The sequence below is a fragment of the Thioalkalivibrio sp. ALJ16 genome (assembly GCF_000377345.1).
Taxonomy (GTDB): Bacteria; Pseudomonadota; Gammaproteobacteria; order Ectothiorhodospirales; family Ectothiorhodospiraceae; genus Thioalkalivibrio.
Genome location: NZ_KB898038.1, coordinates 1 through 21,570, shown reverse-complemented (window position 1 = coordinate 21,570; position 21,570 = coordinate 1). Strand labels below are relative to the sequence as shown.

Annotated in this window: 27 protein-coding genes and 2 pseudogenes; 13 read left to right on the top strand and 16 right to left on the bottom strand. The window is 68.0% G+C overall.

Annotated features, from left to right (window positions below):
- Positions 1 to 64: 64 nt before the first annotated feature.
- Positions 65 to 673, bottom strand: coding sequence for a CPBP family intramembrane glutamic endopeptidase (locus tag D000_RS0102170; RefSeq protein WP_018871913.1), 609 nt, complete (start codon positions 671 to 673; stop codon positions 65 to 67).
- Between the two features lie 203 nt (positions 674 to 876).
- Positions 877 to 1,812 carry a histone deacetylase family protein gene (locus D000_RS0102165; RefSeq protein ID WP_018871912.1) on the bottom strand — a complete coding sequence of 312 codons (936 nt, stop codon included), beginning with the start codon at positions 1,810 to 1,812 and terminating at the stop codon, positions 877 to 879.
- A 123-nt stretch (positions 1,813 to 1,935) separates the two neighbouring features.
- Here D000_RS0102165 and D000_RS0102160 point away from each other — a divergent pair, with 123 nt between their 5' ends.
- On the top strand, positions 1,936 to 2,241 hold the full coding sequence (locus D000_RS0102160; protein WP_018871911.1) for a hypothetical protein: 306 nt from the start codon (positions 1,936 to 1,938) through the stop codon (positions 2,239 to 2,241).
- 31 nt (positions 2,242 to 2,272) lie between these two features.
- On the opposite strand, the gene D000_RS0102155 is transcribed toward D000_RS0102160, so the two are convergent.
- The 5 genes from D000_RS0102155 to D000_RS0102135 all read right to left on the bottom strand — a co-directional run bounded on the left by D000_RS0102155 (position 2,273) and on the right by D000_RS0102135 (position 6,132).
- On the bottom strand, positions 2,273 to 2,539 hold the full coding sequence (locus D000_RS0102155) for a DksA/TraR family C4-type zinc finger protein (RefSeq protein ID WP_018871910.1): 267 nt from the start codon (positions 2,537 to 2,539) through the stop codon (positions 2,273 to 2,275).
- Between the two features lie 75 nt (positions 2,540 to 2,614).
- Positions 2,615 to 3,811 (bottom strand): tryptophan synthase subunit beta, encoded by a 1,197-nt coding sequence (gene trpB / locus D000_RS0102150; protein WP_018871909.1) that lies wholly within the window; start codon positions 3,809 to 3,811, stop codon positions 2,615 to 2,617.
- 89 nt (positions 3,812 to 3,900) lie between these two features.
- Positions 3,901 to 4,506, bottom strand: coding sequence for a phosphoribosyltransferase (locus D000_RS0102145; RefSeq protein ID WP_026279697.1), 606 nt, complete (start codon positions 4,504 to 4,506; stop codon positions 3,901 to 3,903).
- A gap of 32 nt (positions 4,507 to 4,538) precedes the next feature.
- Positions 4,539 to 5,072 (bottom strand): macro domain-containing protein, encoded by a 534-nt coding sequence (locus D000_RS0102140; RefSeq protein ID WP_018871907.1) that lies wholly within the window; start codon positions 5,070 to 5,072, stop codon positions 4,539 to 4,541.
- A 67-nt stretch (positions 5,073 to 5,139) separates the two neighbouring features.
- Complete coding sequence (locus D000_RS0102135) at positions 5,140 to 6,132, bottom strand: LLM class flavin-dependent oxidoreductase (RefSeq protein WP_026279696.1); 993 nt, start codon at positions 6,130 to 6,132, stop codon at positions 5,140 to 5,142.
- Positions 6,133 to 6,258: 126 nt separating this feature from the next.
- Between D000_RS0102135 and D000_RS0102130 the strand changes: the two genes are divergently transcribed.
- On the top strand, positions 6,259 to 6,732 hold the full coding sequence (locus D000_RS0102130) for an aminoacyl-tRNA deacylase (protein ID WP_018871905.1): 474 nt from the start codon (positions 6,259 to 6,261) through the stop codon (positions 6,730 to 6,732).
- A gap of 131 nt (positions 6,733 to 6,863) precedes the next feature.
- On the opposite strand, the gene D000_RS0102125 is transcribed toward D000_RS0102130, so the two are convergent.
- The 6 genes from D000_RS0102125 to sohB form a co-directional block, all read right to left on the bottom strand.
- A complete protein-coding gene (locus D000_RS0102125; RefSeq protein ID WP_018871904.1) occupies positions 6,864 to 7,940 on the bottom strand; it encodes a succinylglutamate desuccinylase/aspartoacylase family protein in 1,077 nt (358 codons plus the stop codon).
- A gap of 1 nt (position 7,941) precedes the next feature.
- The gene (rimK, locus tag D000_RS0102120) at positions 7,942 to 8,847 is read right to left on the bottom strand and encodes a 30S ribosomal protein S6--L-glutamate ligase (RefSeq protein ID WP_018871903.1); all 906 of its coding nucleotides are present in this window, start codon (positions 8,845 to 8,847) and stop codon (positions 7,942 to 7,944) included.
- Positions 8,844 to 9,350, bottom strand: coding sequence for an ATP-dependent zinc protease (locus tag D000_RS0102115; protein ID WP_051074930.1), 507 nt, complete (start codon positions 9,348 to 9,350; stop codon positions 8,844 to 8,846). The genes rimK and D000_RS0102115 overlap by 4 nt, the downstream gene beginning before the upstream one ends.
- 120 nt (positions 9,351 to 9,470) lie before the next feature.
- Positions 9,471 to 9,932 carry a DUF302 domain-containing protein gene (locus D000_RS0102110; protein ID WP_018871901.1) on the bottom strand — a complete coding sequence of 154 codons (462 nt, stop codon included), beginning with the start codon at positions 9,930 to 9,932 and terminating at the stop codon, positions 9,471 to 9,473.
- Positions 9,933 to 10,123: 191 nt separating this feature from the next.
- A complete protein-coding gene (locus D000_RS0102105; protein WP_018871900.1) occupies positions 10,124 to 10,627 on the bottom strand; it encodes a DsrE family protein in 504 nt (167 codons plus the stop codon).
- 80 nt (positions 10,628 to 10,707) lie between these two features.
- Positions 10,708 to 11,814, bottom strand: a complete 1,107-nt coding sequence (gene sohB / locus D000_RS0102100) for a protease SohB (protein WP_018871899.1) — start codon at positions 11,812 to 11,814, stop codon at positions 10,708 to 10,710.
- A gap of 142 nt (positions 11,815 to 11,956) precedes the next feature.
- Here sohB and D000_RS0102095 point away from each other — a divergent pair, with 142 nt between their 5' ends.
- From D000_RS0102095 to D000_RS0102085, 3 genes are all read left to right on the top strand, one after another.
- Positions 11,957 to 12,337 carry a hypothetical protein gene (locus D000_RS0102095; RefSeq protein ID WP_026279694.1) on the top strand — a complete coding sequence of 127 codons (381 nt, stop codon included), beginning with the start codon at positions 11,957 to 11,959 and terminating at the stop codon, positions 12,335 to 12,337.
- Positions 12,325 to 13,230 (top strand): LysR family transcriptional regulator, encoded by a 906-nt coding sequence (locus tag D000_RS0102090; RefSeq protein ID WP_255349461.1) that lies wholly within the window; start codon positions 12,325 to 12,327, stop codon positions 13,228 to 13,230. Before D000_RS0102095 ends, D000_RS0102090 begins: the two co-directional genes overlap by 13 nt.
- 90 nt (positions 13,231 to 13,320) lie before the next feature.
- Entirely contained in the window at positions 13,321 to 15,105 is a 1,785-nt protein-coding gene (locus D000_RS0102085; RefSeq protein WP_018871896.1) for an N-acetylglutaminylglutamine amidotransferase, read from the top strand.
- Positions 15,106 to 15,453: 348 nt separating this feature from the next.
- On the opposite strand, the gene moaB is transcribed toward D000_RS0102085, so the two are convergent.
- Positions 15,454 to 15,990: a molybdenum cofactor biosynthesis protein B gene (gene moaB, locus D000_RS0102080; RefSeq protein ID WP_018871895.1), complete on the bottom strand. Its 537-nt coding sequence runs from the start codon at positions 15,988 to 15,990 to the stop codon at positions 15,454 to 15,456.
- A 59-nt stretch (positions 15,991 to 16,049) separates the two neighbouring features.
- Here moaB and rluB point away from each other — a divergent pair, with 59 nt between their 5' ends.
- The 4 genes and pseudogenes from rluB to D000_RS14455 all read left to right on the top strand — a co-directional run.
- Positions 16,050 to 17,045, top strand: coding sequence for a 23S rRNA pseudouridine(2605) synthase RluB (rluB, locus tag D000_RS0102075; protein ID WP_018871894.1), 996 nt, complete (start codon positions 16,050 to 16,052; stop codon positions 17,043 to 17,045).
- A 6-nt stretch (positions 17,046 to 17,051) separates the two neighbouring features.
- Entirely contained in the window at positions 17,052 to 17,720 is a 669-nt protein-coding gene (locus tag D000_RS0102070) for an endonuclease III domain-containing protein (RefSeq protein ID WP_018871893.1), read from the top strand.
- 85 nt (positions 17,721 to 17,805) lie between these two features.
- Complete coding sequence (locus D000_RS0102065; RefSeq protein WP_018871892.1) at positions 17,806 to 18,021, top strand: lipopolysaccharide assembly protein LapA domain-containing protein; 216 nt, start codon at positions 17,806 to 17,808, stop codon at positions 18,019 to 18,021.
- Between the two features lie 48 nt (positions 18,022 to 18,069).
- A pseudogene (locus D000_RS14455) lies at positions 18,070 to 18,213 on the top strand (MFS transporter); the annotation flags it as partial.
- Between the two features lie 36 nt (positions 18,214 to 18,249).
- Here the strand turns inward: D000_RS14455 and D000_RS0102060 are convergent.
- The gene (locus D000_RS0102060) at positions 18,250 to 18,948 is read right to left on the bottom strand and encodes a hemerythrin domain-containing protein (protein WP_018871891.1); all 699 of its coding nucleotides are present in this window, start codon (positions 18,946 to 18,948) and stop codon (positions 18,250 to 18,252) included.
- Complete coding sequence (locus D000_RS0102055; RefSeq protein WP_018871890.1) at positions 18,941 to 19,483, bottom strand: hemerythrin domain-containing protein; 543 nt, start codon at positions 19,481 to 19,483, stop codon at positions 18,941 to 18,943. Before D000_RS0102055 ends, D000_RS0102060 begins: the two co-directional genes overlap by 8 nt.
- Before the next feature lie 132 nt (positions 19,484 to 19,615).
- Here D000_RS0102055 and D000_RS0102050 point away from each other — a divergent pair, with 132 nt between their 5' ends.
- From D000_RS0102050 to D000_RS14265, 4 genes and pseudogenes are all read left to right on the top strand, one after another.
- Positions 19,616 to 20,014: a hypothetical protein gene (locus D000_RS0102050; RefSeq protein WP_026279693.1), complete on the top strand. Its 399-nt coding sequence runs from the start codon at positions 19,616 to 19,618 to the stop codon at positions 20,012 to 20,014.
- A 2-nt stretch (positions 20,015 to 20,016) separates the two neighbouring features.
- The gene (locus D000_RS0102045) at positions 20,017 to 20,469 is read left to right on the top strand and encodes a glycine cleavage system protein H (protein ID WP_018866157.1); all 453 of its coding nucleotides are present in this window, start codon (positions 20,017 to 20,019) and stop codon (positions 20,467 to 20,469) included.
- A gap of 14 nt (positions 20,470 to 20,483) precedes the next feature.
- Positions 20,484 to 21,152 (top strand): thioredoxin family protein, encoded by a 669-nt coding sequence (locus tag D000_RS0102040; RefSeq protein ID WP_018871889.1) that lies wholly within the window; start codon positions 20,484 to 20,486, stop codon positions 21,150 to 21,152.
- 47 nt (positions 21,153 to 21,199) lie between these two features.
- Positions 21,200 to 21,277 (top strand): annotated as a pseudogene (locus D000_RS14265) (rhodanese-like domain-containing protein); the annotation flags it as partial.
- Positions 21,278 to 21,570: the final 293 nt, after the last annotated feature.

Genomic DNA, 21,570 nt, shown 5'->3' with positions numbered 1-21,570 from the left:
CGGGGCGGGGTCGGAGTAAGGCCTGCATGGGGCGAGTATGCGGCGATGGCGCGGCGGCGGGCAATCAGGTCGGTTCGCCCGGGCCGCCGCGGGTGCGGGTGGCACCCCGCGAGCGCAGATACAGGTGGATCACGATCCAGTCATAGAGGGCGTGGGTGACGATCACCACCAGCAGGTTTCCGGTCACGTGGTAGAGCACGCCCAGATACAGGCCGATCAGGGTCGCGAAGACGAAATAGAAGCGGCTGATGGAATGGGCCAGACCGAACACCAGGGCCGCGACCAGGATCGCCCACTCCGGGCCCCAGCGCTCGCTGAGCCAGCCCTGCAGCACGCCGCGCACCAGCAGTTCCTCGCCCACCCCGGCGAGAATGGAGAGCAGCAGTACCGCACCGGGCAGGGCGCCCTGGAACAGCTGGTGAACGAAGTCGCGGACCTGCCGAGCCAGTCGGCGGTAGGGCTCCCACTGGCTGGCCGCGAGCGCCGCCAGCAGTGCCAGCATCGGCAGTACCGCCAGGGCCCCGATGGCCGTCGCCTCGAGGGACCAGTGGAAGTGGTCGCTCAGGGTGATGCCGGCGACTCCGGCGAGCACCAGGGCCAATGGAATCAGTGCGGCCTGAAACGCGATCCCGGCCAGCAAAGGATGCCCTGCGATGGCGTGGCGCAGGTTCATCGCGGTGCGTGCGCGGCGGGGGACGGAGCGGCAGTCGGTTTCATTGGTCGCAGGATGCCCGATTGCGGTCACCGCTGTCGCGTCGGAGGAACCGCCCGGCGCCGCCGGAGCGGGCGCGGGGTGGTGAAAGCGGCCAGGCGGCGTCCGACGTCGGCCGTGGAGGTGGGTGGACGGCGGGCGTCGTGGGGACGGGATGCGGCGGGTCAGCGGGGTGGGGCCGGGTTCAGGGCGCGCAGGTGGGCGCAAACGCTGCGCCCCAGGGCAGGGAGGGCATAGCCCCCCTCCAGCATCGAGACCAGACACCCGCTGGCGTGCCGCGCGGCGATCTCGACCAGGGTGCGTGTCACCCAGGCGAAGTCGTCTTCCACCAGGTTGAGGCCGGCCAGCGGGTCTTCCCGGTGCGCATCGAATCCGGCGGCGACCAGCACCAGTTCCGGTCGGAAGCCCTCCAGCGCGGGCAGCCAGTCGCGCGTAATGGCGGCGCGGAAGGTGGCGCCGTCGGTGCCCGCGGGCAGCGGTGTGTGCACCAGGTGCTCGCGCCGGGCCAGTGGCGTATCCGGGTAGTACGGAGACTGGAACGAGGAGCAGTACAGCACCCGAGGATCGTCGCCGAAGGCGGCCTCGATGCCGTTGCCATGGTGGACGTCGAAATCAACGATAGCCACGCGCGCCAGTCCGTACCGGGCGATCGCGTGCGCGGCCGCCACGGCGATGTTGTTGAACAGGCAAAAGCCCATGGCGCGGTCGGGCTCCGCGTGGTGTCCGGGCGGGCGCACGGCGCAGAAGGCGTTGTCCGCGTCTCCCTCCATCACCGCGCGCACGCCCTCGATGCCGGCACCCGCCGCGCGCAGGGCGGCCTGGAGCGAGTGTTCTCCCATGGGGGTGTCCGGGTCCAGATGGGTGTACTGGTCGGGCGCCGGGACATGGTCGCGAACCCGGGCGATGTGGCTGGCGGAGTGGACGCGCCGGAGCTGACTGTCATCGGCCAGCGGGGCCTCCAGCAGGTGCAGGCTCTCGAGGAGGTCCGCATCGAGCAGGGCGCTGCGAATGGCGTGCAGGCGTTCGGGACATTCCGGGTGGTGTGGCCCGGGGTCATGCAGCAGGCAGTCGGGGTGCGAGATGTAGGCCGTATGGGTCACGGGCAAGCCTCCGCGCGCGATCGCCTCTGGCGAGTATAGGCACCCGTGGCGGGGACAGTGGCCAGACCGGGTCCGGATCGCTACTGTGATGGCGCGTGCATAAACCGCCTGAAGGAGACCCGGATGAAGGCCCTGTTGATTGACCCGGAACAGCAGACGATCGAATCGGTAGAGGTGGAAGGGCGCGAGGATATCGCGCACCTGATCGGCTTTGACACGCTCGAGTCCGACGTGATCGGACCGGATGGGGACTGCCTGTACTTCGACGAGGAGTGCTTCCTGCGTGGCACGAGCGGGCGATTCCAGATCGACAGCGTGATCCCGGTCTCGGGAAAGGGGGTGGTCGTTGGCAGCACGGACGACGGTGCCCGGCTGCAGGATGTGGTTTCCGACCCCGATTCCCTGCGGGCACGCCTGAAGTATCTGTGATGACTCAGCTGGCAGGCGCCCGCCGAGTGGGTCAGCGTAGCTGGCTGTCCTTGGAGGCGCGGCGGTTGTAGGGGCCGGAGGCCTGCTGGCGGGCATCCCGCGCCTCCTGGCAGGTCACGCACAGGCGAACCCCCGGCAGGGCCCGGCGCCGACCCTCGGGGATCGGCGCGTCGCACTCCTCGCACTCGGTCAGGCTTTCGCCAGCCGGGATCTGACTGCGCACCCGTTGCAGGGCATCCTCGACCGTGTGGTCGATCTGCTCCTGCTCGGCGCCATCCTTTGCCCATCCACCTGCCATTGCGTCTGCCTCCGGGCGCTTGCGGGTCTGTCCTCGGGATATCCTGAGACCGGTCAGGCCCGGGGCCAGGTTCCCTCAGCCGTGCCCGAACTCGCGGGCGACGTAGTCGATGTCCTTGTCGCCGCGCCCGGAAAGGTTGGCCAGGATGGTGGTGCCCGGGTTCTCGCGGCCGTGCTTCATGGCCCAGGCCACGGCATGGGCGCTTTCCAGTGCGGGGATGATCCCCTCGGTGCGCGAGAGCCGGTAGAACGCATCCAGGGTCTCGTCGTCGTTGATGGCGTGATAGGCCACGCGGCCGGTGGTCTTCAGGTAGGAGTGTTCCGGGCCGACGCCGGGGTAGTCCAGGCCCGAGGCAATCGAGTGGACGGGCGCCGGGTTGCCTTCCTCGTCGGCCAGCAGCATGCACTTGAAGCCGTGGATCATGCCGGGTTTGCCGTAGGTCATGGTGGCGGAGTGCTCGCCGAGCTTCGTGCCGCGCCCCAGCGGCTCGACCCCGTTCAGCTGTACCGCCTCGTCCTCGATAAAGCCGGCAAACATGCCCATCGCGTTGGAACCTCCGCCGACGCAGGCGACGACGTGATCGGGCAGTTCGCCGCCGCTCATTTCGAGATACTGTTCGCGGGCCTCGATCCCGACAACGGACTGGAAGTTGCGCACCATCTGCGGGAATGGGTGCGGGCCCACGACCGAACCGATTGCGAACAGGGCCTCGTCGGCCTGTGACAGGTAGGACTGGAACGCCGAATCCACCGCTTCCTTCAGCGAGCGCCCGCCGAAGGAGACCGGCACCACCTGTGCGCCCATCAGCTTCATGCGGGTCACGTTAGGGGCCTCCTTGGCGATGTCGATCTCGCCCATGTGGATCTCGCATTCCATGCCGAAATAGGCGGCGGCGGTGGCCAGGGCCACGCCGTGCTGACCGGCACCGGTCTCGGCGATCAGCTTCTTCTTGCCCATGTGCTTGGCCAGCAGGGCCTCGCCCATGCAGTGGTTCAGCTTGTGCGCGCCGGAATGGTTGAGGTCCTCGCGCTTGAGGAAGATGTGCGCGCCCACGGCCCGGCTCAGGTTGTGCGCGTAGTACACGGGGGTAGGGCGTCCCTGATAGTGCTTGCGGATGTAGCGCAGTTCGTTCAGGAAATCACCGGAACGCGCCAGCGTGCGGTAGGCATGGTTGATCTCCTCGAAGTGGGGCTCCAGTTCCGGGGGCAGGAAGGCGCCACCGAATTCTCCGAAATAGCCCTCGGGGCTGGGGAAGTCCTTGAGATATGACATGGGCAGTCTCGTTCCATTGCGGTTGGGGCGGCCCGCCCGGGCGGGCCGCGGCCCTATGATCCTGTCCCCGGCGGCGCTTGCCAACCCGGTCAGAGCGGGATGTCCAGCCCGTTGTAGCGGATTACGCGTTCGAGCTGTTCGGGCGCCAGGCGCAGGCCGTAGTCCCCCTGCAGGCGGGCGTGGAGTGCAGCGCGACTGGCCGGGGGCGGATCCATCTCGCGGATGAACTGGCCGACATCCTCGACCACGGCCCAGGGATACAGGATCCAGCGCCATTCATGCACCGCCTGGCTGCAAAAATCGGCGCGGCAGGTGGTGCGGTCCTTTTCATGCAGCACCGCGGTGTGGAGCGTGGCCGGGCCCAGGGCCTCCAGATGCGGGCGCGCGGCGTTCAGGGTGTCGCCGCTGTCATTGACGTCGTCGACCAGCAGGACGCGTTCATCGCGGATCTCGCCAGCCAGCGGGATGGTGACCGCCGCGCGCTGCCGGGCGCGCGCGCCCGCCGTGTAGTGCTCGACCTTGAGGCTGAGCAGCCTGTGCACCCCGAGGAAATCGCACAGAAAGCGCGCCGGCATGAAACCGCCGCGGGCGATGGCCACGATCGTATCCGGTGGCGGGCCATGCGCCAGGATCCGGCGCGCGAGGTCGTCGGCTGCGTGCACGACCTCATCTACCGTAATCAGCTGCACCGGCATCCTGCGCGGGGCGTCGGGCCCGTGCTCGGCACTCACGCGGTCAGCTCCGTGAGGATGCGCTCGTGGAGCTCGCGATCATCCTCGCTGTGCAGCACGAAGCGCACATGCCTGACCGCGTCCAGCCGCGGGGTGGCGTCGATCACGGTCTGCAGGGCGATGCGGGCGGCCTCCTCGATCGGGTAGCCGAAGGCCCCGGTGGATAGCGCGGGGAAGGCGACGCTGTAGACCCCGGCTTCCTCGGCGCGGGTCAGCGCGTTGCGGTAGCAGGCGGACAGCAGGCGGCTGGCGGGCTCGTCGCGGCCGTAGACCGGGCCCAGGCAGTGGATCACGAAGCGGTTGGGCAGGTTGTGGCCCTCGGTCAGGACGGCCTGTCCCGGTTCGATCGGGGCCAGTGGCTGGCACTCGCGTTCGAGCCCCGGGCCGGCCGCCCGATGGATGGCGCCGGCCACCCCGCCGCCCGGGCGCAACCAGGCATTGGCGGCATTGACCACCGCATCCATGTCGCGCTGGGCCGCGATATCGCCGGTGATGCACTCGATGGTGATCCCGTGGACCTTGATACGCATGCGCCTCCCCCCGTGATGATGATGTCCCCAAGCATAGGGTACGCAGGGTGGCCGCGAAAACGGGGTTTCAGGCGAGGCGGTCGCGGACCATGGCGGTAAGTTCCAGCGACCGCCGGCGTGCGTCATGGTCGAATGTCGTGGTGGTGATGATTAGTTCGTCCGCCCCGGTTTGCGCGAGAAACGCGTGAATCTCGCGTTCCACCGTGTCCGCCGCGCCGATGGCGGAGCAGGCCATGGTCCTCTCGACGATCGCGCGTTCCGCCCGGTCGAGGCGGTCGCGGTAGCCCTCGACAGGGGGCTGGATCGGTTCCGGGCGCCCGCGGCGCAGGCTGATGAAGGCCTGTTCCATGGAGCTGGCCAGGGTCCGGGCCTCCTGATCGCTGTCGGCGGCATACACGTTGTAGCCGAGCATCGCGTAGGGGCGCTCCAGCCAGCGCGAGGGCTGGAAGCGGTCGCGGTACAGCGCCAGTGCCTCCATCAGGTGCCCGGGGGCGAAGTGCGAGGCGAATGCGTAGGGCAGGCCCATGCGTGCCGCCAGCTGGGCCCCGAACAGGCTGGAGCCGAGCACCCATACCGGGACCCGCTGGCCGGCGCCGGGGATGGCGCGAATCACCTGATCCGGCCCCGGCTCGTCGAGGAAGCCAAGCACCTCCTCGAGGTCCCGCGGGAACTGCTCGGGATCCACGTCCGGGGCACGCCGCAGGGCGCGCGCGGTGGCCGGGTCCGCACCGGGTGCGCGCCCGAGACCCAGATCGATACGGCCCGGGTACAGCGCGTTCAGTGTGCCGAACTGCTCGGCCACCACCAGCGGGGCGTGGTTGGGCAGCATGATGCCCCCGGCACCGACCCGGATCTGGCGCGTGGCGGCCGCTACCTGACCGATGACCACGGCAGTGGCGGCGCTGGCGATGCCCGGCATGTTGTGGTGTTCCGCCAGCCAGTAGCGGTGGAAGCCAAGGGCCTCGGCATGGCGCGCAAGGTCGCAGCTTTGCTGCAAGGCGCAGGAGGCATCCCCACCCTGGGTGATGGGCGCGAGATCAAGAACGGAGAAGATCGTCATCGCGGCCATTGTAAGGGTGTGCGGACCGGATGCAGGCGCCGGCAATGCGTGCGGGGTCTATAGTCAAAAGAGGGGTCGGACGGGCGATTCACGCCATCCCGGCCGGGATGGTGCGGGAGGTCCGCCATGAGCATTTCCAGAACCCTTGAAACCTTTCTCGACGAGCATGCGGTGGCGTATCAGCTGGTGCATCACCCGCACTCCGATTCGGCCAGTCGTTCCGCCGAGGCCGCCCATATCCCCGGTGACGAGGTGGCCAAGGCGGTGCTGCTGGTCGAGGAGGACGGGCAGTACCGGCTTGCGATTGTTCCTGCGACGCGGCGGGTAAAGCTGGGGCGGTTGCACCGCCTGCTCGGCGAGCACGTGGGGCTGGCGACCGAGGACGAGGTGGCCGGTGTGTTTGCCGACTGCGAACGCGGTGCCATCCCGGCCCTTGGCCCTGCTTTCGGGCTGGATACCCTGGTGGACGAGAGCCTGCTCGAGCAGCACCACGTCTATCTCGAGGCGGGCGACCATGAATGCCTGGTGCGGCTGCGCGAGCCCGATTTCCGCTATCTGCTGGGGCAGCCGCGGCGGGGCCAGTTCAGCGCGCACGTCTGACGACTACGCTCCCGGCGGCGGGGCACTCGCGTGCCGGTCACGGGTGGGGGATGCCGACGCTGGTTCCCGAGTGGTCCGAGGCTGAGCGCCTGGCCCCCTTGGTTTCGTTGCGAGGACAGGCGCGAGTGCGATCACGCCTGTGGCGCCTCCCGCGAGGGCCCGTCGGCGTAGGGGTAATCGCTGGCTTCGAGGTTCTCCTGGAAAGTCTCCAGGCGCTCCACGGCCAGGTCTGTGCGGTTGAACTGGGCGATATGGAACAGGGCATCGCCTTCGTTGATCAGCGGCAGGTTGAGCTCGCCAATGATGATGCCGGAGGCCGGCGCCAGGATCTCGGTCTCGGTCTCGCCGAAGGGGTCGGAGACGATGGCCAGCCGGGTCTGGTCGCGGACGACGCGATCGCCCTGGCGCACGAAGGTGCGCAGGATGCCGCTTTGTGGCGCCCGGACCCAGCCGCTGGTGCGGGCCATGATGGGCTCCTTGCGCGGGCGCCGGCGCACGGCCGGAAGCATCTCCAGGTGCCGCATGACCTCGATAATGCCGTGCACGCCGCCGCGGATGGAGAGTTCGTCGAAGCGCAGGGCCTCGCCGGCCTCGTAGAGCAGGATCGGGATTTCGCGTTCCGCCGCGGCTTCGCGCAGGGAGCCGTCGCGCAGCGCGGAGTTGAGCACCACCGGAGCACCGAAGGCCCGTGCCATCTCGCGGGTCTTTTGATGGTCCAGGTTCGCCCGGATCTGCGGCAGGTTGGAGCGGTGAATGGCCCCGGTATGCAGATCGATGCCATGGGTGCTGCGCTGCACAATCTCGCGCATAAACAGCCGCGCGACGCGCGCCCCCAGCGAGCCCTTCTGCGAACCTGGGAAGCAGCGATTCAGGTCACGGCGGTCGGGCAGGTAGCGGCTCTGGTTGATGAAGCCGTGCATGTTGACCACCGGGACCGCCAGCAGGGTGCCCTTCATGCGCCGCAGGGCCGGGATCTTCAGCAGGCGGCGGATGATCTCCACCCCGTTGATCTCGTCCCCGTGGATGGCGGCACTGACGAACAGGACCGGTCCCTTGCGCCGGCCACACAGGACCTGCACTGGCATGTGGGTCGGGGTGTGGGTGTACAGCGCGCTGAGCTGCAGCTCCACAGTGCGCCGTTCTCCCGGCTGAACCGTAGTGTCGCCAATGGTGATCGGATCGTTGCGCAGGGCGCGGGGTGTGGCCATGTCAGCCGCGACCCTTGGTCTTGGTCCGGTTCGGTTTGGCGTTCTTCTCGATGAATTCGATGATCATGCCGGCCACGTCCTTCCCGGAGGCGTTCTCGATGCCCTCAAGCCCCGGTGAGGAGTTCACCTCCATCACCACCGCACCATGGTTGGAGCGCAGCAGGTCGACGCCGCAGACGTTCAGCCCCATCACCTTGGCCGCGCGCACCGCAGTGGCGCGCTCCTCCGGAGTGATGCGGCACAGCGTCGCGCTGCCGCCGCGGTGGAGGTTGGAGCGGAATTCGCCCTCCTTGGCCTGGCGCTTCATCGAGGCGACGACCTTGTCGCCGATGACCAGGCAGCGGATGTCGGAGCCCTTGGCCTCCTTGATGTATTCCTGCACCAGGATGTGCTGCTTCAGGCCCATGAAGGCCTGGATTACGCTCTCGGCGGCCTGCTTGGTCTCCGCCAGCACGACCCCCAGCCCCTGGGTGCCTTCCAGCAGCTTGATCACGCAGGGGGCGCCACCGACGGTTGCCAGCAGGTCGTCGATGTCGTCCGGCGAATGGGCAAAACCGGTGACCGGCAGCCCGATGCCGCGGCGCGACAGCAGCTGCAGGCTGCGCAGCTTGTCACGCGAGCGCGAGATCGCCACCGATTCGTTCAGCGGATAGACATTCATCATCTCGAACTGGCGCAGTACGGCCGTGCCGTAGAAGGTGATGGAGGCGCCAATGCGCGGGATGACCGCGTTGAACTGGTCGAGGATGTCGCCCTTGTAGTGGATCTGCGGCTTGTGCGCGGTGATGTTCATGTAGCAGCGCAGCGGGTCCACCACCCGTACCTCGTGGCCGCGCTGTTCGGCGGCCTCGATCAGGCGGCGGGTGGAGTAGAGCTTGCTGTTGCGCGAGAGGATGCCGAGTTTCATTCCGGGTCCTGTTCCGGGGTTGCGGGGATGCCGGCCGGACGGCCGAGCACAAACGATTTTTGCGGGTCTACCAGAAAGCGGCCCCGCATGGCCTCCCGTCCGAGCAGCATGCGAAACAGCATGGTATCGCGACTGGTCAGGGACAGTTCCAGCGGCAGTATCCAGTCGCCGATGCGGGCCTGGGTGGCGATGAAGTAGCGTTCCGAGGTGTGGCCGCCGGAGTCGGTTACGTTGCGGACATCGAGCACCGGGGCCTCGCACCAGACCTCGGTCTGGCTGTCATGCTGGTGCGGGTGGATCCCGAAACGCACCCAGGCGGTTCCTTCGCGGGTGAAGTCCTCGACATGAAACGCATGCAGGGCCGAACTGCGGGCACCGGTGTCGACCTTGCATTTCACGGCGTCGATACCGAGATCGGGCAGTCCCACCCATTCGCGCCAGCCCAGGGTCGTGGATCGGGGCGCGGCCAGGGCAGCAGGGCTGGAGGGGGGCGAAGCGCTCACATTGACTCCGGCGGCAGGATGGGCTGTCACTATACCGAACCCGCCCCCCGCCGTGACAAGGGCGCAAGGCGCAGCGGGCGGGACCCGCCGCGCCCGGAGGCGCGTTGGCCAGAAGGCGGGCTACTCGGAGACCGCGGCGGCCGACAGGTTGTCCAGGGCATTGCCCATCTTGCGCACGATATCCTCGCGATCCTCGATGCCGTGGCGCTCGACGAGATACTGTGGATCGTTGTAGCCAAGCCAGGTCTGGCCTTCCGCATCGGTCCAGGCAATCGCCTTCATTGGCAGATCAATGCCGGCCGTCTGTTCGCTGGTGAAGAGGTGACTGCCAAGCGCGGGGTTACCGAACAGGAGCAGTTCGGTCGGCTCCAGGTCGATATCGACCCCCGCCGCCTTTTCGGCATGGTCCCAGCGCAGCGCGATGCCGACCCCATTGGCCTGCAACGCCGCTTCCAGCCGGTCGAGGGTCTCGGCGGCCGTGTGCGGGCTGGCCTTGGTAATCAGGCCGGGGACTTCGGAAGCGAGCGCGGGTGTGCTGCCCAGCGCCAGCGGGATCAGGGCAGTCAGCAGGGTCTTTCTCATGACGAATCCTTGTCGTGTCGTGTCGTGGGTGGACGTCCGCTGGAACGGGAGGGGCCTCGCGGCGGGGCCGTTCCGGGACGGGTGGTCGCTGAGTGGCGGCCACGCCGAGGGAAGGTAGACGAATCATGCAGAATTTGCAGGGCATGGTTCCCGTCTCGGGAACCGCCGCCGGCGCGCCCGGAGCAGGCCGATTACTGCATCAGCAGGTATCCCTCGTGCTGCAGCTCGATGATTTCGGCATCGGCCATTGGCACCACGTTCACAAAACCGTGGATATCCGCCAGCTCGATGCCGCGCAGGCGCGCGGAGGCTTCGCACATGCGGAATTCGATGTTGCCCGCCTGCGTCAGGGAGCGGGCCCGGCGCATCAGTTCCTCGTGCTCCTCGAACTTCTCGCGCGTGAACAGCGGGACCTCGGCGCCGTGCAGCACCATCACGATGTGCGATTCGAAGGGGTCGGCGTCGTAGACGTTATTCAGCATGCTGACGCGGTCCAGAACCATCTCCAGCTCGCGGGCGTTGCTGGTGTACACGTCATACACCACCTTGCGCGGTTCGTACTGGCGATCCATCTTCTCCGCCGAGCCCCAGGGCATGTGATCGTCGGCGCTGGATACGACCGGGGCGCCCAGCAGGGCAACGCTGGCCAGCAGGATCAGCAGAATGCGGGTCAGGGGGTGGTTTGTCCGATTCATCGGGAAACTCCTGGTTGCAGGGGTGACTTGCGGGTGTGACGCACGAGGCCGGCGGGCTCTTCCCTGACGGCCTCGTTTTGCTAAACGCGGGTCTCCGGGGACTGGCTGCGCAGGACGCGTTCCAGCATGGACTCCATCGCGAAGGTGATCCTGCGGCCCAGGGTCTGCGGGCGATGATAGGTCAGCTCGAAAACGTCCGCGTCCCGGGTCAGTTCCAGCAGCAGGTCGTCGCTGGTGCGCAGTTCATCGGCCAGCCCCAGCGCACGGGCCTGCTCGCCATACCAGTGCTCGCCGGTGGCGACCTGGTCCAGGTCCAGATGCGGGCGGTAGCGGGCCAGGAAGGTCTTGAACAGCTCGTGGGCCTCTTCCAGCTGTTCGCGGAATTTCCGGCGGCCTTCGTCGGTATTTTCGCCGAGCATGGTCAGGGTCCGCTTGTACTCGCCGGCGGTCAGCAGCTCGACGTCGATATCGTTGCGCGAAAGCCAGCGGTGGAAGTTGGGGATCTGCGCGACCACACCGATGGAGCCGAGCACCGCAAACGGCGCGGCCACGATGCGATGGCCCACCGCCGCCATCATGTAGCCACCACTGGCGGCGACGCGGTCGACGGCGATGGTCAGGTCCATCCCGGCCTCGCGCAGGCGTGCCAGCTGGGCGGCGGCCAGGCCGTAGGAGGGCACCAGGCCCCCGGGGCTCTCCAGGCAGACCACGGCGCGGTCCTGCTGTGGCCGGGCCAGGGTGAGGATGGCGGTGATCTCCTCGCGCAGGCTCTCGACGCTGGAGGCGCGGATGTCGCCCACGAAGCGCAGCACATAGACCCGCGGGCGTTCGCCCTTGTCCTTGCCGGCCGTTGGACCTTCCGTCTCGGTGTCGCTTGTCGCGGGCTCCTGGCGGGCCGGCCGGTTCGCATCGGCTTCGGTGCTGTCGGCGCGGGAGCCGCGCGCGGCCCGGCGCGTGGCCCAGTCGCGCAGACGTTCAAGGCGGCCGCGCCGGCGTTCCACCACGCGGCGCACCGTCTTCTCCATGCGTTCGTAGCGATCGTTCAGCCGCTTGACCTGGAGCCGGTCCGGGCGCCGCTCGCGCGACCTCGCGAGCATGCCGGCCGCGACGCTGAGCACGAGCAGTGCGGCGATCGCGGCGGTGGCCGCCTTGGCGAGGAAGAGTCCGTATTCCTGGATAAATTCCATTGCTCTTGTCCCGTGGGCAACCCATTGAAGAGGTGAAAGACAGCCCGGGAGTCGCCGACCCGGGCGCAGGCGCGTGTCCGATTGCCCGCGTCTGCACTCGGGGCCTGATGAGCCCGGTGGTCCGTGCGTGCATAATGCCAGCATGGATACCGATACAGTTGAAGACCCTCGAAGCGCGGGTCGGTTTCACGGGCGCGAGGACGCCGCCGGGCCCGTTCCCGAGCCCGTTGTTCACGCCGGTTACGCGACCCTCAGTCTGCGTCAGATCGACGAATGGAACGCTGTGCCCAAGGGCACGGCCTTTCGCCTGTTCAAGGCCCGCAAGGACCAGCTGCGCGAAGGCGTGGACTTTTTCTACATCCCGGAGGGGCGCGACCCGGAACTGACCGAGACCCTGCGTCTGGACGGCCGCATCTATCCCTCGACCGTGCACCTGGTCCTGCTGACCACGACCGCCTATGCCCGCATGCGCGAGGAGTGGCATGCGCGCACCCACAACCCGGGCTGCGGATGCCCCGAGTAACCCTCGAGCAGTGGCGCATGCTGCAGGCTGTGGTGGAGGCGGGAGGTTTCGCGCGGGCCGCGGAGCGCGTGCACAAGAGCCCCTCGAGCATCAACCACGCGGTGCAGAAACTGGAAGAACGCCTCGGCGTGGAGGTCTTCGAGGTGCAGGGGCGGCGTGCAGTGCTCACCGCGGCTGGCGAGGCGCTGCTGCGCCGCGCCGGGCACCTGCTGGAGGAGGCCGCGGAGATCGAGACCCTGGCCGGGGCGCTGGCGGCGGGCGTGGAGTCCGAGATCCGGCTGGCGCTGGATCAGCTGCTGCCGCGGGCCCCCGTGATCGCGGCGCTGGAGGACTTTTCGCATGCCTACCCCGGGACCCGCATCCAGCTGTACGAGGTCGTGCTGAGCGGCGGACCGGATATGCTGCGCAGCGCGGCGGCGGACATCCTGCTGGCGCCGGAGCTGCCTTCGGGCTATCTGGGGACCTGTCTCGGCGAGTTGCCCATGGTCTGTGTGGCCCATCCGCGGCATCCGCTGGCGCAGTCGGCCAAGCCTCTCACGCGCCGCGACCTGCAGGCACAGCGCCAGATCGTGGTGCGTGACTCGGGCGAGCAGCCGGCCGGGGAGGGCGGCTGGGTCGAGGCGGATCAGCGCTGGACGGTCTCCCATATGGGCACCGCCTGCGAGATCCTGCGTTCGGGCATCGGCTTTGCCTGGATGCCGGAAGACCGCATTGCAGCGGATGTTGCGGCCGGGCACCTGGTCGAACTGCAACTCGAGGCCGGCGGGCGGCACAACGTACCGTTCTACATCGCTCATGCCGATCGTGACCGTGCGGGCGCGGCGGCGCGGGCCCTGATGGAGGCCCTGGAGGCCGCCTTCGGCGCAGCCTCGACAGAGGTCCTCGATCAGTAGGAGCCTGCTTGCAGGCGAAGCCCCTGCCCGCGTCGGGCAGGGACCGGCCGGGTCCAAATCCAGGCCACCCAACCAGCAAGGAAAGAACCAATGTGCGGGATCGCGGGAGAATTCGTCTGGGGTGAACGGCGCGCCAGCGGCGAGGCCGTGGCGCGCATGCTGCCCTGCCTGGAACGGCGCGGGCCGGATGCCGACGGGCTGTGGGCCTCGGGGCGGGTCGCGCTGGGCCACCGACGCCTGTCGATCCTCGACCTGTCGCAGCGCGCGCACCAGCCGATGTTCGACCCGGAGACCGGGCTCGCGCTGGTGTTCAACGGCGCGATCTACAACTTCCGTGCCCTGCGCAGCGAGCTGGAGGGCCGCGGCCATCGCTTCTTCTCCACCGGCGATACCGAGGTCATCCTGCGCGGCTACGCGGAGTGGGGCGAGGGCATCGTCGCCCGGTTGCACGGCATGTTCGCCTTCGCCCTGTATGACGGTCACGCCCAGCGTCTGCTGCTGGCGCGCGACCGCATGGGCATCAAGCCGCTGTACCTGGCGCGCACCGGCGACGGCATCCGCTTCGCCTCCAACACCCAGGCCTTGCTGGCCGCGGGCGACGTGGACACCGAGCTGGATGCCGAGGCCCTGCACATGCTGTTCTCGCTGCACGCGGTGGTGCCCGCGCCGCGCACCGTGCTGCGTGGCATCCGCAAGCTGGAGCCGGGGCATTACCTGAGCATCGATGCGCGCGGGCAGGAACGGCTGCAGCGTTACTGGACGCTGCATGCCCATCGCCCGGACGCAGCCGTGTCTGATGCCGAATGGCAGGAGCGTGTCGAGCACAGCCTGCGCAGCGCCGTGCGCAGGCGCCTGGAGGTGGCCGACGTGCCGGTGGGCGTGTTGCTCTCCGGGGGGCTGGATTCCTCCCTGCTGGTCGCGCTGGCGATGGAGGAGGGGGCGCAGGACCTGCGTACCTTCACCGTCGGCTTCGAGGACCAGCCGGAGGAGAAGGGCTCGGAGTTCGAGTACTCCGATCCGGTCGCCGAGCGTTACGCCACCGACCACCAGGCCACGCTGATCCCCAACGACCAGGTGCTGGCCCGGCTGCCGGAGGCGGTCGGGGCGATGGCCGAGCCGATGTTCGGCCAGGACGCGGTCGCCTTCTACCTGCTGTCCGAGCAGGTCTCACAGCATGTGAAGGTGGTGCAGTCCGGCCAGGGCGCGGACGAGGTCTTCGGCGGCTATTTCTGGTATCCGCAGATGGCCGAGGACCGCCACGGCGACTGGGTGGAGCGTTTCCGCCGCCACTACTTTGACCGCGACCACCCCGAGATGGCCGAGATGCTGCGCCACCCGCCGGCGAACGATGTCACCGGCGACTGGCTGCGTGAGCAGTTCGCCGAACTCGAGACCGACCGTGCCGACTCCTTTATCGACGCGGTGCTGGCGCTGGATGTGACCACGCTGATCGTGGACGACCCGGTCAAGCGCGTGGACAACATGACCATGGCCTTCGGCCTGGAGGCGCGGGTCCCGTTCCTGGATCACGAACTGGTGGAGACGGCCGCCGCGATGCCGCCGCACCTGAAGCTCGGCGACGGCGGCAAGGACGTGCTGCGTCGCATCGCCCGCGGGCGCCTGCCGGACGCCGTGCTGGACCGGCCCAAGGGTTACTTCCCGGTGCCGGCGCTGAAATACGTGCGCGGCGACTTCCTCGAGTTCATGCGCGACATTCTCACTTCACGCGCCTCGCGTGATCGCGGGCTGTACCAGCCGGCCTACATCGACAAGCTGCTGGACGCCCCGGACCAGTACTTCACCCGCATCCAGGGCTCCAAGCTCTGGCACGCGGCCCTGCTCGAATACTGGCTGCAGACCCACGTGGATGCGTGATTAAAGAGGGGCTGTGACCACGGAGCCCGCAAAGGCACGAAGAAGGGCAAGGTCAAAAGCGGATTAACCACAGAGGACACGGAGTGCACGGAGGCGACCCAAGGCAGTTCGGGTGAAGGGCCCGAGCGTCATGGCCGGGAGGGATGCGGCTGTGCGCTACCAGGGACTGTAAGGCCCGGGAATCGCCCATTGGTAGGGGGTACCCCAATGCAGCCCGCTACGCTCGTCGCATCCTTGTGCCGTTAGCCAACCAACGACTTTCTCCGTGATCTCCGTGTCCTCTGTGGTTGATCCGCCCTTGACCTTCTTCGCCCCTTCGTGGGCTTCGTGGTGGAATCCGCATTTCCCTCAGGACTCCTTCAGGCGCGGCATCAGCATGGTGAGGTTGCAGGGCATGGTGCGGTCGTCGAGCTGGGCCTGGATGATGCGGTCCCAGGCGGTGCGGCAGGCGCCGGTGGAGCCGGGCAGCACGAAGAGGTAGGTGCCGTTCGCGACCCCTGAAAGGGCGCGGGACTGCAGGCTGGAGGTGCCGATCTCTTCATAGGACAGCATGCGGAACAGCTCGCCGAAGCCCTCGATGGTCTTGTCCAGCAGCACCGAAGCGGCCTCCGGGGTGCCGTCGCGGCCGGTGATGCCGGTGCCGCCGGTGGTGATCACCGCGTCGATCTCGGGATCGGCGATCCAGCGCGAGAGTTCCGCGCGGATGGCGTAGATGTCGTCCTTCACGATCCCGCGATCGGCCAGTCGGTGGCCGGCGCCTTCGAGGCGTTCCACGAGGGCGTCGCCGGAGCGGTCCTCCGCCAGTTCGCGGCTGTCGGAGACGGTGAGCACGGCAATGTTCAGCGGCGTCCTGACGGCGGTGGTTTCCGGCGTGGAATCGGTCATGGCAACGTCCTGTTGGTGTATCGTGGCGCCCATCTTAATGAGTTGCTGGAGTTCCGGGAATGTCGGAGCGGGTACAGAAGGTCCTGGCCGCGCGCGGGTTGGGTTCGCGGCGCGAGATCGAGGGCTGGATCGAGCGCGGCGAGGTACAGGTGAACAACCGTACCGCGCGGCTGGGGGATCAGGTCGACGAGCACGACGTGATTCGCGTGCGCGGGCGCATCGTGCGGCGTCCGGAGCACCCGCACCGCTGGATCGTGTATCACAAGCCGGTCGGCGAGATTTGCAGCCGCTCCGATCCGGAGGGGCGACGGCCGGTGTTTGCCAGCCTGCCGCGCCTGAAGGGCCAGCGCTGGGTGGCGGTGGGCCGGCTGGACCTGAACACCTCCGGCCTGCTGCTGTTTACCACCGACGGCGAGCTGGCCAACCGCCTGATGCACCCGAGCATGGCGCTGGAACGCGAGTATGCCGTGCGCGTACTCGGCGAGGTGCCGCCGGCTACGCTGGACATGCTGCGCGAGGGCGTGGAGCTGGAGGACGGCCCGGCGCGTTTTGATAGCCTGGAGGAGCAGGGCGGGGACGGCGCCAATCACTGGTATCACGTGATCGTCAGCGAGGGCCGTAACCGCCTGGTGCGTCGGTTGTGGGATGCCGTCGGGGTCACGGTCAGCCGCCTGATCCGGGTGCGCTACGGACCGGTGGTCCTCGGTCGGGGCCTGAAGACCGGCGCGGTGCGCGACCTGGAGAGCCGCGAGGTGGCCGCGCTGTACGCGGCGGTGGACCTGCCGATCCCCGAGTCGGCACGTCCGCGCGGGCGGGGCGGACCGCGCCGCGATCCCCGGAGCAAGCAGCGGTCCGGCAAGCCGGCGGCGGCCGGCAAGTCGCGCAACAGTCGGGCGGCGCGCGAGGACGGCTGGAGTTCGTCGCCGCCGAAGAAGTCGGGCAAGCCGACATCCCCTGGTGGTCGCAGTGGTAGCCGGGGCGCGAAGCCCTCGGGCGGTCGTTCCGGCGGGCGCCCGGCGGGCGGTGGCAAATCGGGCGGGCGTCGCCAGCGGTAACGCCACGTGCGGATTCCCGACCTTCTGGAGGCCCTGCGCGCGGAGTACGGCGACCTGCAATGGTGGCCGGCGGATACCGCCTTCGAGGTGATGGTCGGTGCCGTGCTGACCCAGAACACCAGCTGGACCAACGTCGAGAAGGCCCTGGATAACCTGCGCGCCATCGATGCCCTCTCGCCCGAAGGACTGATGGCGCTTGATCCGGAAGAACTGGCCGAGCGGATCCGTCCCAGTGGCTACTTCAACGTGAAGGCCGACCGGCTGCGGCATCTGCTGCGCTTCCTCGAGGCATCCGGCGGTGTCGAAGGGCTGACCGCGCTGGAAACGGCCGAGTTGCGCTCGGCGTTGCTGGGCGTCAAGGGCGTGGGCCCGGAGACGGCCGACGATATCGTGTTGTATGCCTTCGACCGCCCGGTCTTCGTGGTGGATGCCTACACCCGGCGTCTGTTCGAGCGCCTGGAGGTCCCGCAGGCGCAGGCCCCCTATGATCAGCTACGTGGCCACGTCGAGGCCGAGCTGGGCCCGGATGTGGCCGCCCTGAACGACCTGCATGCGCTGATCGTGGAGCATGGCAAGGAGCGCTGCCGCCCGCGACCGCGATGCGAAGGCTGCCCGGTGCGCGGGCACTGCAGTCATCCCGACGCCGCGGCGAACCCGCGAGGTCGTGCCGGTTGACGCTGACTCAGGAGCATCCGAACTTGAACGCGAGGGTGTACATGAATCATGTGTTTCCCTCGATCCGACTGACACAGGAGGTCGCATGCGTTATGTCTACTCCCTTCTGATCATCGTGTTCGTCGCGGTGGTCGCGATCTTTGCGATTCAGAATCTGCGGTTGGTGACGGTCAACTTTCTCACCCTGCACGTGACGCTCCCGCTCGCGCTACTGATCGTCGGGATCTATCTGCTGGGGCTTGTCTCCGGGGGTGCGCTGGTTGCGCTGTTGAAGCGCTGGATCCGCGGCGCCAGCCGCTGACGATGAAGGCGACTGCGCTGCCGTTTTGCGGTTGCGCCCGGTGATCTCGCCGTGAATCCGCCGGCATCCGCGCCGGGGGTCAGGCTGACCAGCCGGTTGTGGGTCCTGTGGCTCTTGCTGCCCGGCCCGTTGCCGGGTCTCTGGGCGCTGGCCCGCCTGTCGCCGCCGCTTCGCCCCGTTACGGCTCGCTGAAGCGGTCGCGTCGCGCCGCCTGCGACGCAGAAGCGATCAGGAGGCTGCGAGTCGGGTCTGCGCACGCTCCAGGAGTTCGGCAGCGGCGTCCGGTTGTTCGCGCAGGGCGCGGCTCCAGTGCGGGAACAGATTCTGCTCCTCGCGGCCCTCGTGCTTGGCCAGCGCGCCGGAGATCAGGGCGAAGAACGGGGCCACAGTCCAGGCCTCGTCGACCCCTTCGCTGAATTCATGCTCCAGCATCGCGGTCTGTTCCAGGATCTCGTCGTGCTCGCGCAGCATGATCGACGTCGGGTCCTGGCCGTTCGGGCTGCGCGGCAGGTCCAGCAGTGGCACGATCAGTTCGTTTTCCACCTCCACGTGGCGGCGCAGGCCATCCACGTAGGCGTGGAAATCCGGTGCGGCCCCCTCGAGATCGCCGGCGTTCACCTTGTGCAGAGCGCTGGCGAACAGGCGGTCGATGCGCAGGTGGTCGCGCTCCAGCAGGTCGACCAGATCCACCGGGGCGACGTCCTCGCGGCGCTGCACCGCGAGCTTCCACAGCGGTGGCCCGTTTTCGAGACCCTGCCAGTGGATGGCGTGACGCAACTGCAGGCTGACCGCGTCCATCAGGAGCTTCGGCTCCTGGTCCAGCCATACCTCGAAGATCTGCCCCGGTCGCAGTTCGCGGAGGGTGTAATAGGCGCGTGTATGGGCATGGTCGCCCAGGCCGCGCAGATCGAGCCGGAAGTCAGCCATTGTCGCTCCCGATCCCGCGTCGCGCGGCCATGCGGGCACCGATGGTGTGGCGCTCCTCCGGGCTCAGAAGGTGCTCTGCGAATGGCAGCACGGCCCGCTCTTCCAGATCGAGATGCACGCGGTATTGCCGGATCCAGTCCTCCGCGTCGGTCAGTTCGGCGATGGTGCCGTCGGCAATCCGTTGCAGGGTCGGTTCCAGCCGGTCCCAGCCGGCCTCGATATCGGCATGTTCCGCGGTCAGGCGCTCCAGCCAGTCGCACAGTTGGGGGTGGCTGTCGGGATGGCCGCAATGCCGACGGAGGAGGGGGAACAGGTCCTCGTCTTCGTCGGCGTGATGATTGGGGGCGGCCTCGTGAAAGTATTTCAGGACCCGGGCTGCCGCGGTGCGTGCCTCTTCGTCGGCGCCCTTTTCGGCGAGGTGCGCGGGCAGACGATCGAGGATGTCCAGAGAGTTGAGGATGCGCCGGTGACAGGCGCGCAGCAGCTCGACAGGCTGCTGGAATCCGGGGACGGTCTCATGGAGTTGTAGGTGCATCGCGGTTGCGGCCTTGGTGGTTATTCCTTAAGGAGACTGTTACCGAACGGACGGGGCCGGGTGTTGATCTCAATCAATGCATAGGAAATATATCTTAAAGTATGCTGAGTGAAAGCCGCCAAGGAGCCCTGCATGCACCCTCGAAACCGAATGTTCATCCTCGCGGCCCTGGTCTATGCCCTGCTGGGCGGGCTGCTCGGCATCCTCTGGCTGGTGCATCCTGGCCTGATCCCGGGCAATGTGCCGCGCATCCACGGCCACCTGATGCTGCTGGGCTTCGTGACCATGATGATCTATGGCGTGGGGCTGCATGTGCTGCCGCGCTTCTCCGGGCGCTCCCTGTTCTCCGAACGCCTGGGGCATGCGCAGTTCCTGCTGGCCAACATCGGGCTGTGGGTGATGGTCGCCGGCTGGCTGGTCTTCCATAACGCGACGGTCGCGGTGGGAGGCGCGCTGGCCTGGGGGGCGATGATCCTGTTCGCCGTGAACATCGCACTGACCGTGCGCCACTATGGACCGAAGGGGGCATAACCATGGCACGCGAGGAATACAACGGCTGCGAGCTGCCGGACGACCTGTTCTACGACCTGGACTACGTCTGGGTGCGGCCGGAGGACGACGGCACCTTCACCCTCGGGATCACCGATCCGGCGCAGACCATGGCGGGCCGTGTGCAGTACTTCCGTTTTCGCAAGCCGGGTTCGCACCGCGCGGCGGGCAAGCCGGTGGCGCGGCTGGAGTCCGGCAAGTGGGCGGGCGGGATTCCAACCCCGTTCGACGGCACCATCGAGCGGATTAACCCCGCGGTGGAGGCCGACCCGGGGTTGGTGAACGTTGCGCCCTATACCGACGCCTGGGTAGTGGTGATGCGCCCGGACGACCCGCAGAAGGCACTGGAGCGGCTGCACACCGGGCCCGAGGCGATCACCGGTCTGAAGCAATGGATCGACCGTTACGACATCCACTGCATGCGCTGCGCGGATTGAGGGGAGACGGACTCATGAAGGTGGAACTGCTGGTGTCCGAATGGTGCGCCTCCTGCCACGATGCCGAGCGCATCTGGCGTCAGGTGGCCGAGGCCAGACAGATCGACTTCGCGGTGGTCGACATGGGCCAGCCGGAAGGCCGCGAGCTGGCCACCCGGCTGCGTATCCGGTCCATTCCGGCCGTGGTGGTCGATGGCGAGCTCAAGCACATCGGTCTGCTGGATCGCACGGCCGCCACCGAACTGGTCGGCGCCGCCCCGGAGCGTACGCAGAAGGCGGCCCGGCATGTAGGGCTGGGCCTGTCGCCCTCCAGCCGGGCCTCGGTGCTGGGGGCGATGGCCTGGCTGCTGATCGCGGGGGCGGCGCTGCCGCTGGGGGGCTTTTTCCTGGAGGGCGCGGCCCGGCCGGCGGCGCTGCACGGCTTTACCCTGGGCTTTCTGCTGCTGCTGATCATGGGGCTGGGCGAGCACATGCTGCCGCGCTTTACCGGGCACCCGATCGCCGGTGGCTGGCTGTGGGCCTGGGCACCACAGATCCTGGTGCATCTGGCTGTGGTGGGGATGGGCCTGGGCTGGATCCTGGGGGTTGCGATGCTGACGGCGGCGGGTGCGCTGGCGGCGCTGATCGGCCTGACGCTGTTTATGGTTCGGGTGGTGCCGCTGCTGGTGCGTCCGTCCCTTTGAGCCCGCGCGATAGGATTGGTGGCCTACCCACGATTCGGAGTGTGTCCGTGAGTCTTTTCGAGAAACGTATTGGTGATCTGGAACAGAGTCTGCCGCATCTGGAACCGGCCGAGGTGGCCCGCTGGCGCCAGGGAGACGCTGATTGAATCGCACGTCCGCGCTCGAGTCGCTTTTGCGTGCGAACAAGGCGCGGTGACTGCCGTGCAGTCATTCTGCACAAGGGAGCCGCAACGCCGTGCGCGCGCAAAAGCGGCCGAGCCCCTGCTCTCAATAGGTTGTGGGGTTGGCACCCCAGGTTCCCCGATCCTGCGTTGCGCCGCTTGCGGGTAGAACCACTACCCGCTGCACGACGCGCCTTGTCTCGGAAAACAGGGGGCACCAACGCGGACGTGCGATTCAATCAGCGTCTCCCCAGGAC

Coding starts and splice junctions, on each gene's coding strand:
- D000_RS0102170 (WP_018871913.1), bottom strand. CDS start 673: ATGAACCTGCGCCACGCCATCGCAGGGCATCCTTTGCTGGCCGGGATC.
- moaB (WP_018871895.1), bottom strand. CDS start 15,990: ATGACCGATTCCACGCCGGAAACCACCGCCGTCAGGACGCCGCTGAAC.
- D000_RS0102085 (WP_018871896.1), top strand. CDS start 13,321: ATGTGCGGGATCGCGGGAGAATTCGTCTGGGGTGAACGGCGCGCCAGC.
- rluB (WP_018871894.1), top strand. CDS start 16,050: ATGTCGGAGCGGGTACAGAAGGTCCTGGCCGCGCGCGGGTTGGGTTCG.
- D000_RS0102040 (WP_018871889.1), top strand. CDS start 20,484: ATGAAGGTGGAACTGCTGGTGTCCGAATGGTGCGCCTCCTGCCACGAT.
- D000_RS0102145 (WP_026279697.1), bottom strand. CDS start 4,506: ATGCCGGTGCAGCTGATTACGGTAGATGAGGTCGTGCACGCAGCCGAC.
- D000_RS0102135 (WP_026279696.1), bottom strand. CDS start 6,132: ATGACGATCTTCTCCGTTCTTGATCTCGCGCCCATCACCCAGGGTGGG.
- D000_RS0102050 (WP_026279693.1), top strand. CDS start 19,616: ATGCACCCTCGAAACCGAATGTTCATCCTCGCGGCCCTGGTCTATGCC.
- trpB (WP_018871909.1), bottom strand. CDS start 3,811: ATGTCATATCTCAAGGACTTCCCCAGCCCCGAGGGCTATTTCGGAGAA.
- D000_RS0102055 (WP_018871890.1), bottom strand. CDS start 19,483: ATGCACCTACAACTCCATGAGACCGTCCCCGGATTCCAGCAGCCTGTC.
- sohB (WP_018871899.1), bottom strand. CDS start 11,814: ATGGAATTTATCCAGGAATACGGACTCTTCCTCGCCAAGGCGGCCACC.
- D000_RS0102095 (WP_026279694.1), top strand. CDS start 11,957: ATGGATACCGATACAGTTGAAGACCCTCGAAGCGCGGGTCGGTTTCAC.
- rimK (WP_018871903.1), bottom strand. CDS start 8,847: ATGAAACTCGGCATCCTCTCGCGCAACAGCAAGCTCTACTCCACCCGC.
- D000_RS0102130 (WP_018871905.1), top strand. CDS start 6,259: ATGAGCATTTCCAGAACCCTTGAAACCTTTCTCGACGAGCATGCGGTG.
- D000_RS0102140 (WP_018871907.1), bottom strand. CDS start 5,072: ATGCGTATCAAGGTCCACGGGATCACCATCGAGTGCATCACCGGCGAT.
- D000_RS0102105 (WP_018871900.1), bottom strand. CDS start 10,627: ATGAATCGGACAAACCACCCCCTGACCCGCATTCTGCTGATCCTGCTG.
- D000_RS0102090 (WP_255349461.1), top strand. CDS start 12,325: ATGCCCCGAGTAACCCTCGAGCAGTGGCGCATGCTGCAGGCTGTGGTG.
- D000_RS0102160 (WP_018871911.1), top strand. CDS start 1,936: ATGAAGGCCCTGTTGATTGACCCGGAACAGCAGACGATCGAATCGGTA.
- D000_RS0102125 (WP_018871904.1), bottom strand. CDS start 7,940: ATGGCCACACCCCGCGCCCTGCGCAACGATCCGATCACCATTGGCGAC.
- D000_RS0102060 (WP_018871891.1), bottom strand. CDS start 18,948: ATGGCTGACTTCCGGCTCGATCTGCGCGGCCTGGGCGACCATGCCCAT.
- D000_RS0102045 (WP_018866157.1), top strand. CDS start 20,017: ATGGCACGCGAGGAATACAACGGCTGCGAGCTGCCGGACGACCTGTTC.
- D000_RS0102065 (WP_018871892.1), top strand. CDS start 17,806: ATGCGTTATGTCTACTCCCTTCTGATCATCGTGTTCGTCGCGGTGGTC.
- D000_RS0102110 (WP_018871901.1), bottom strand. CDS start 9,932: ATGAGAAAGACCCTGCTGACTGCCCTGATCCCGCTGGCGCTGGGCAGC.
- D000_RS0102155 (WP_018871910.1), bottom strand. CDS start 2,539: ATGGCAGGTGGATGGGCAAAGGATGGCGCCGAGCAGGAGCAGATCGAC.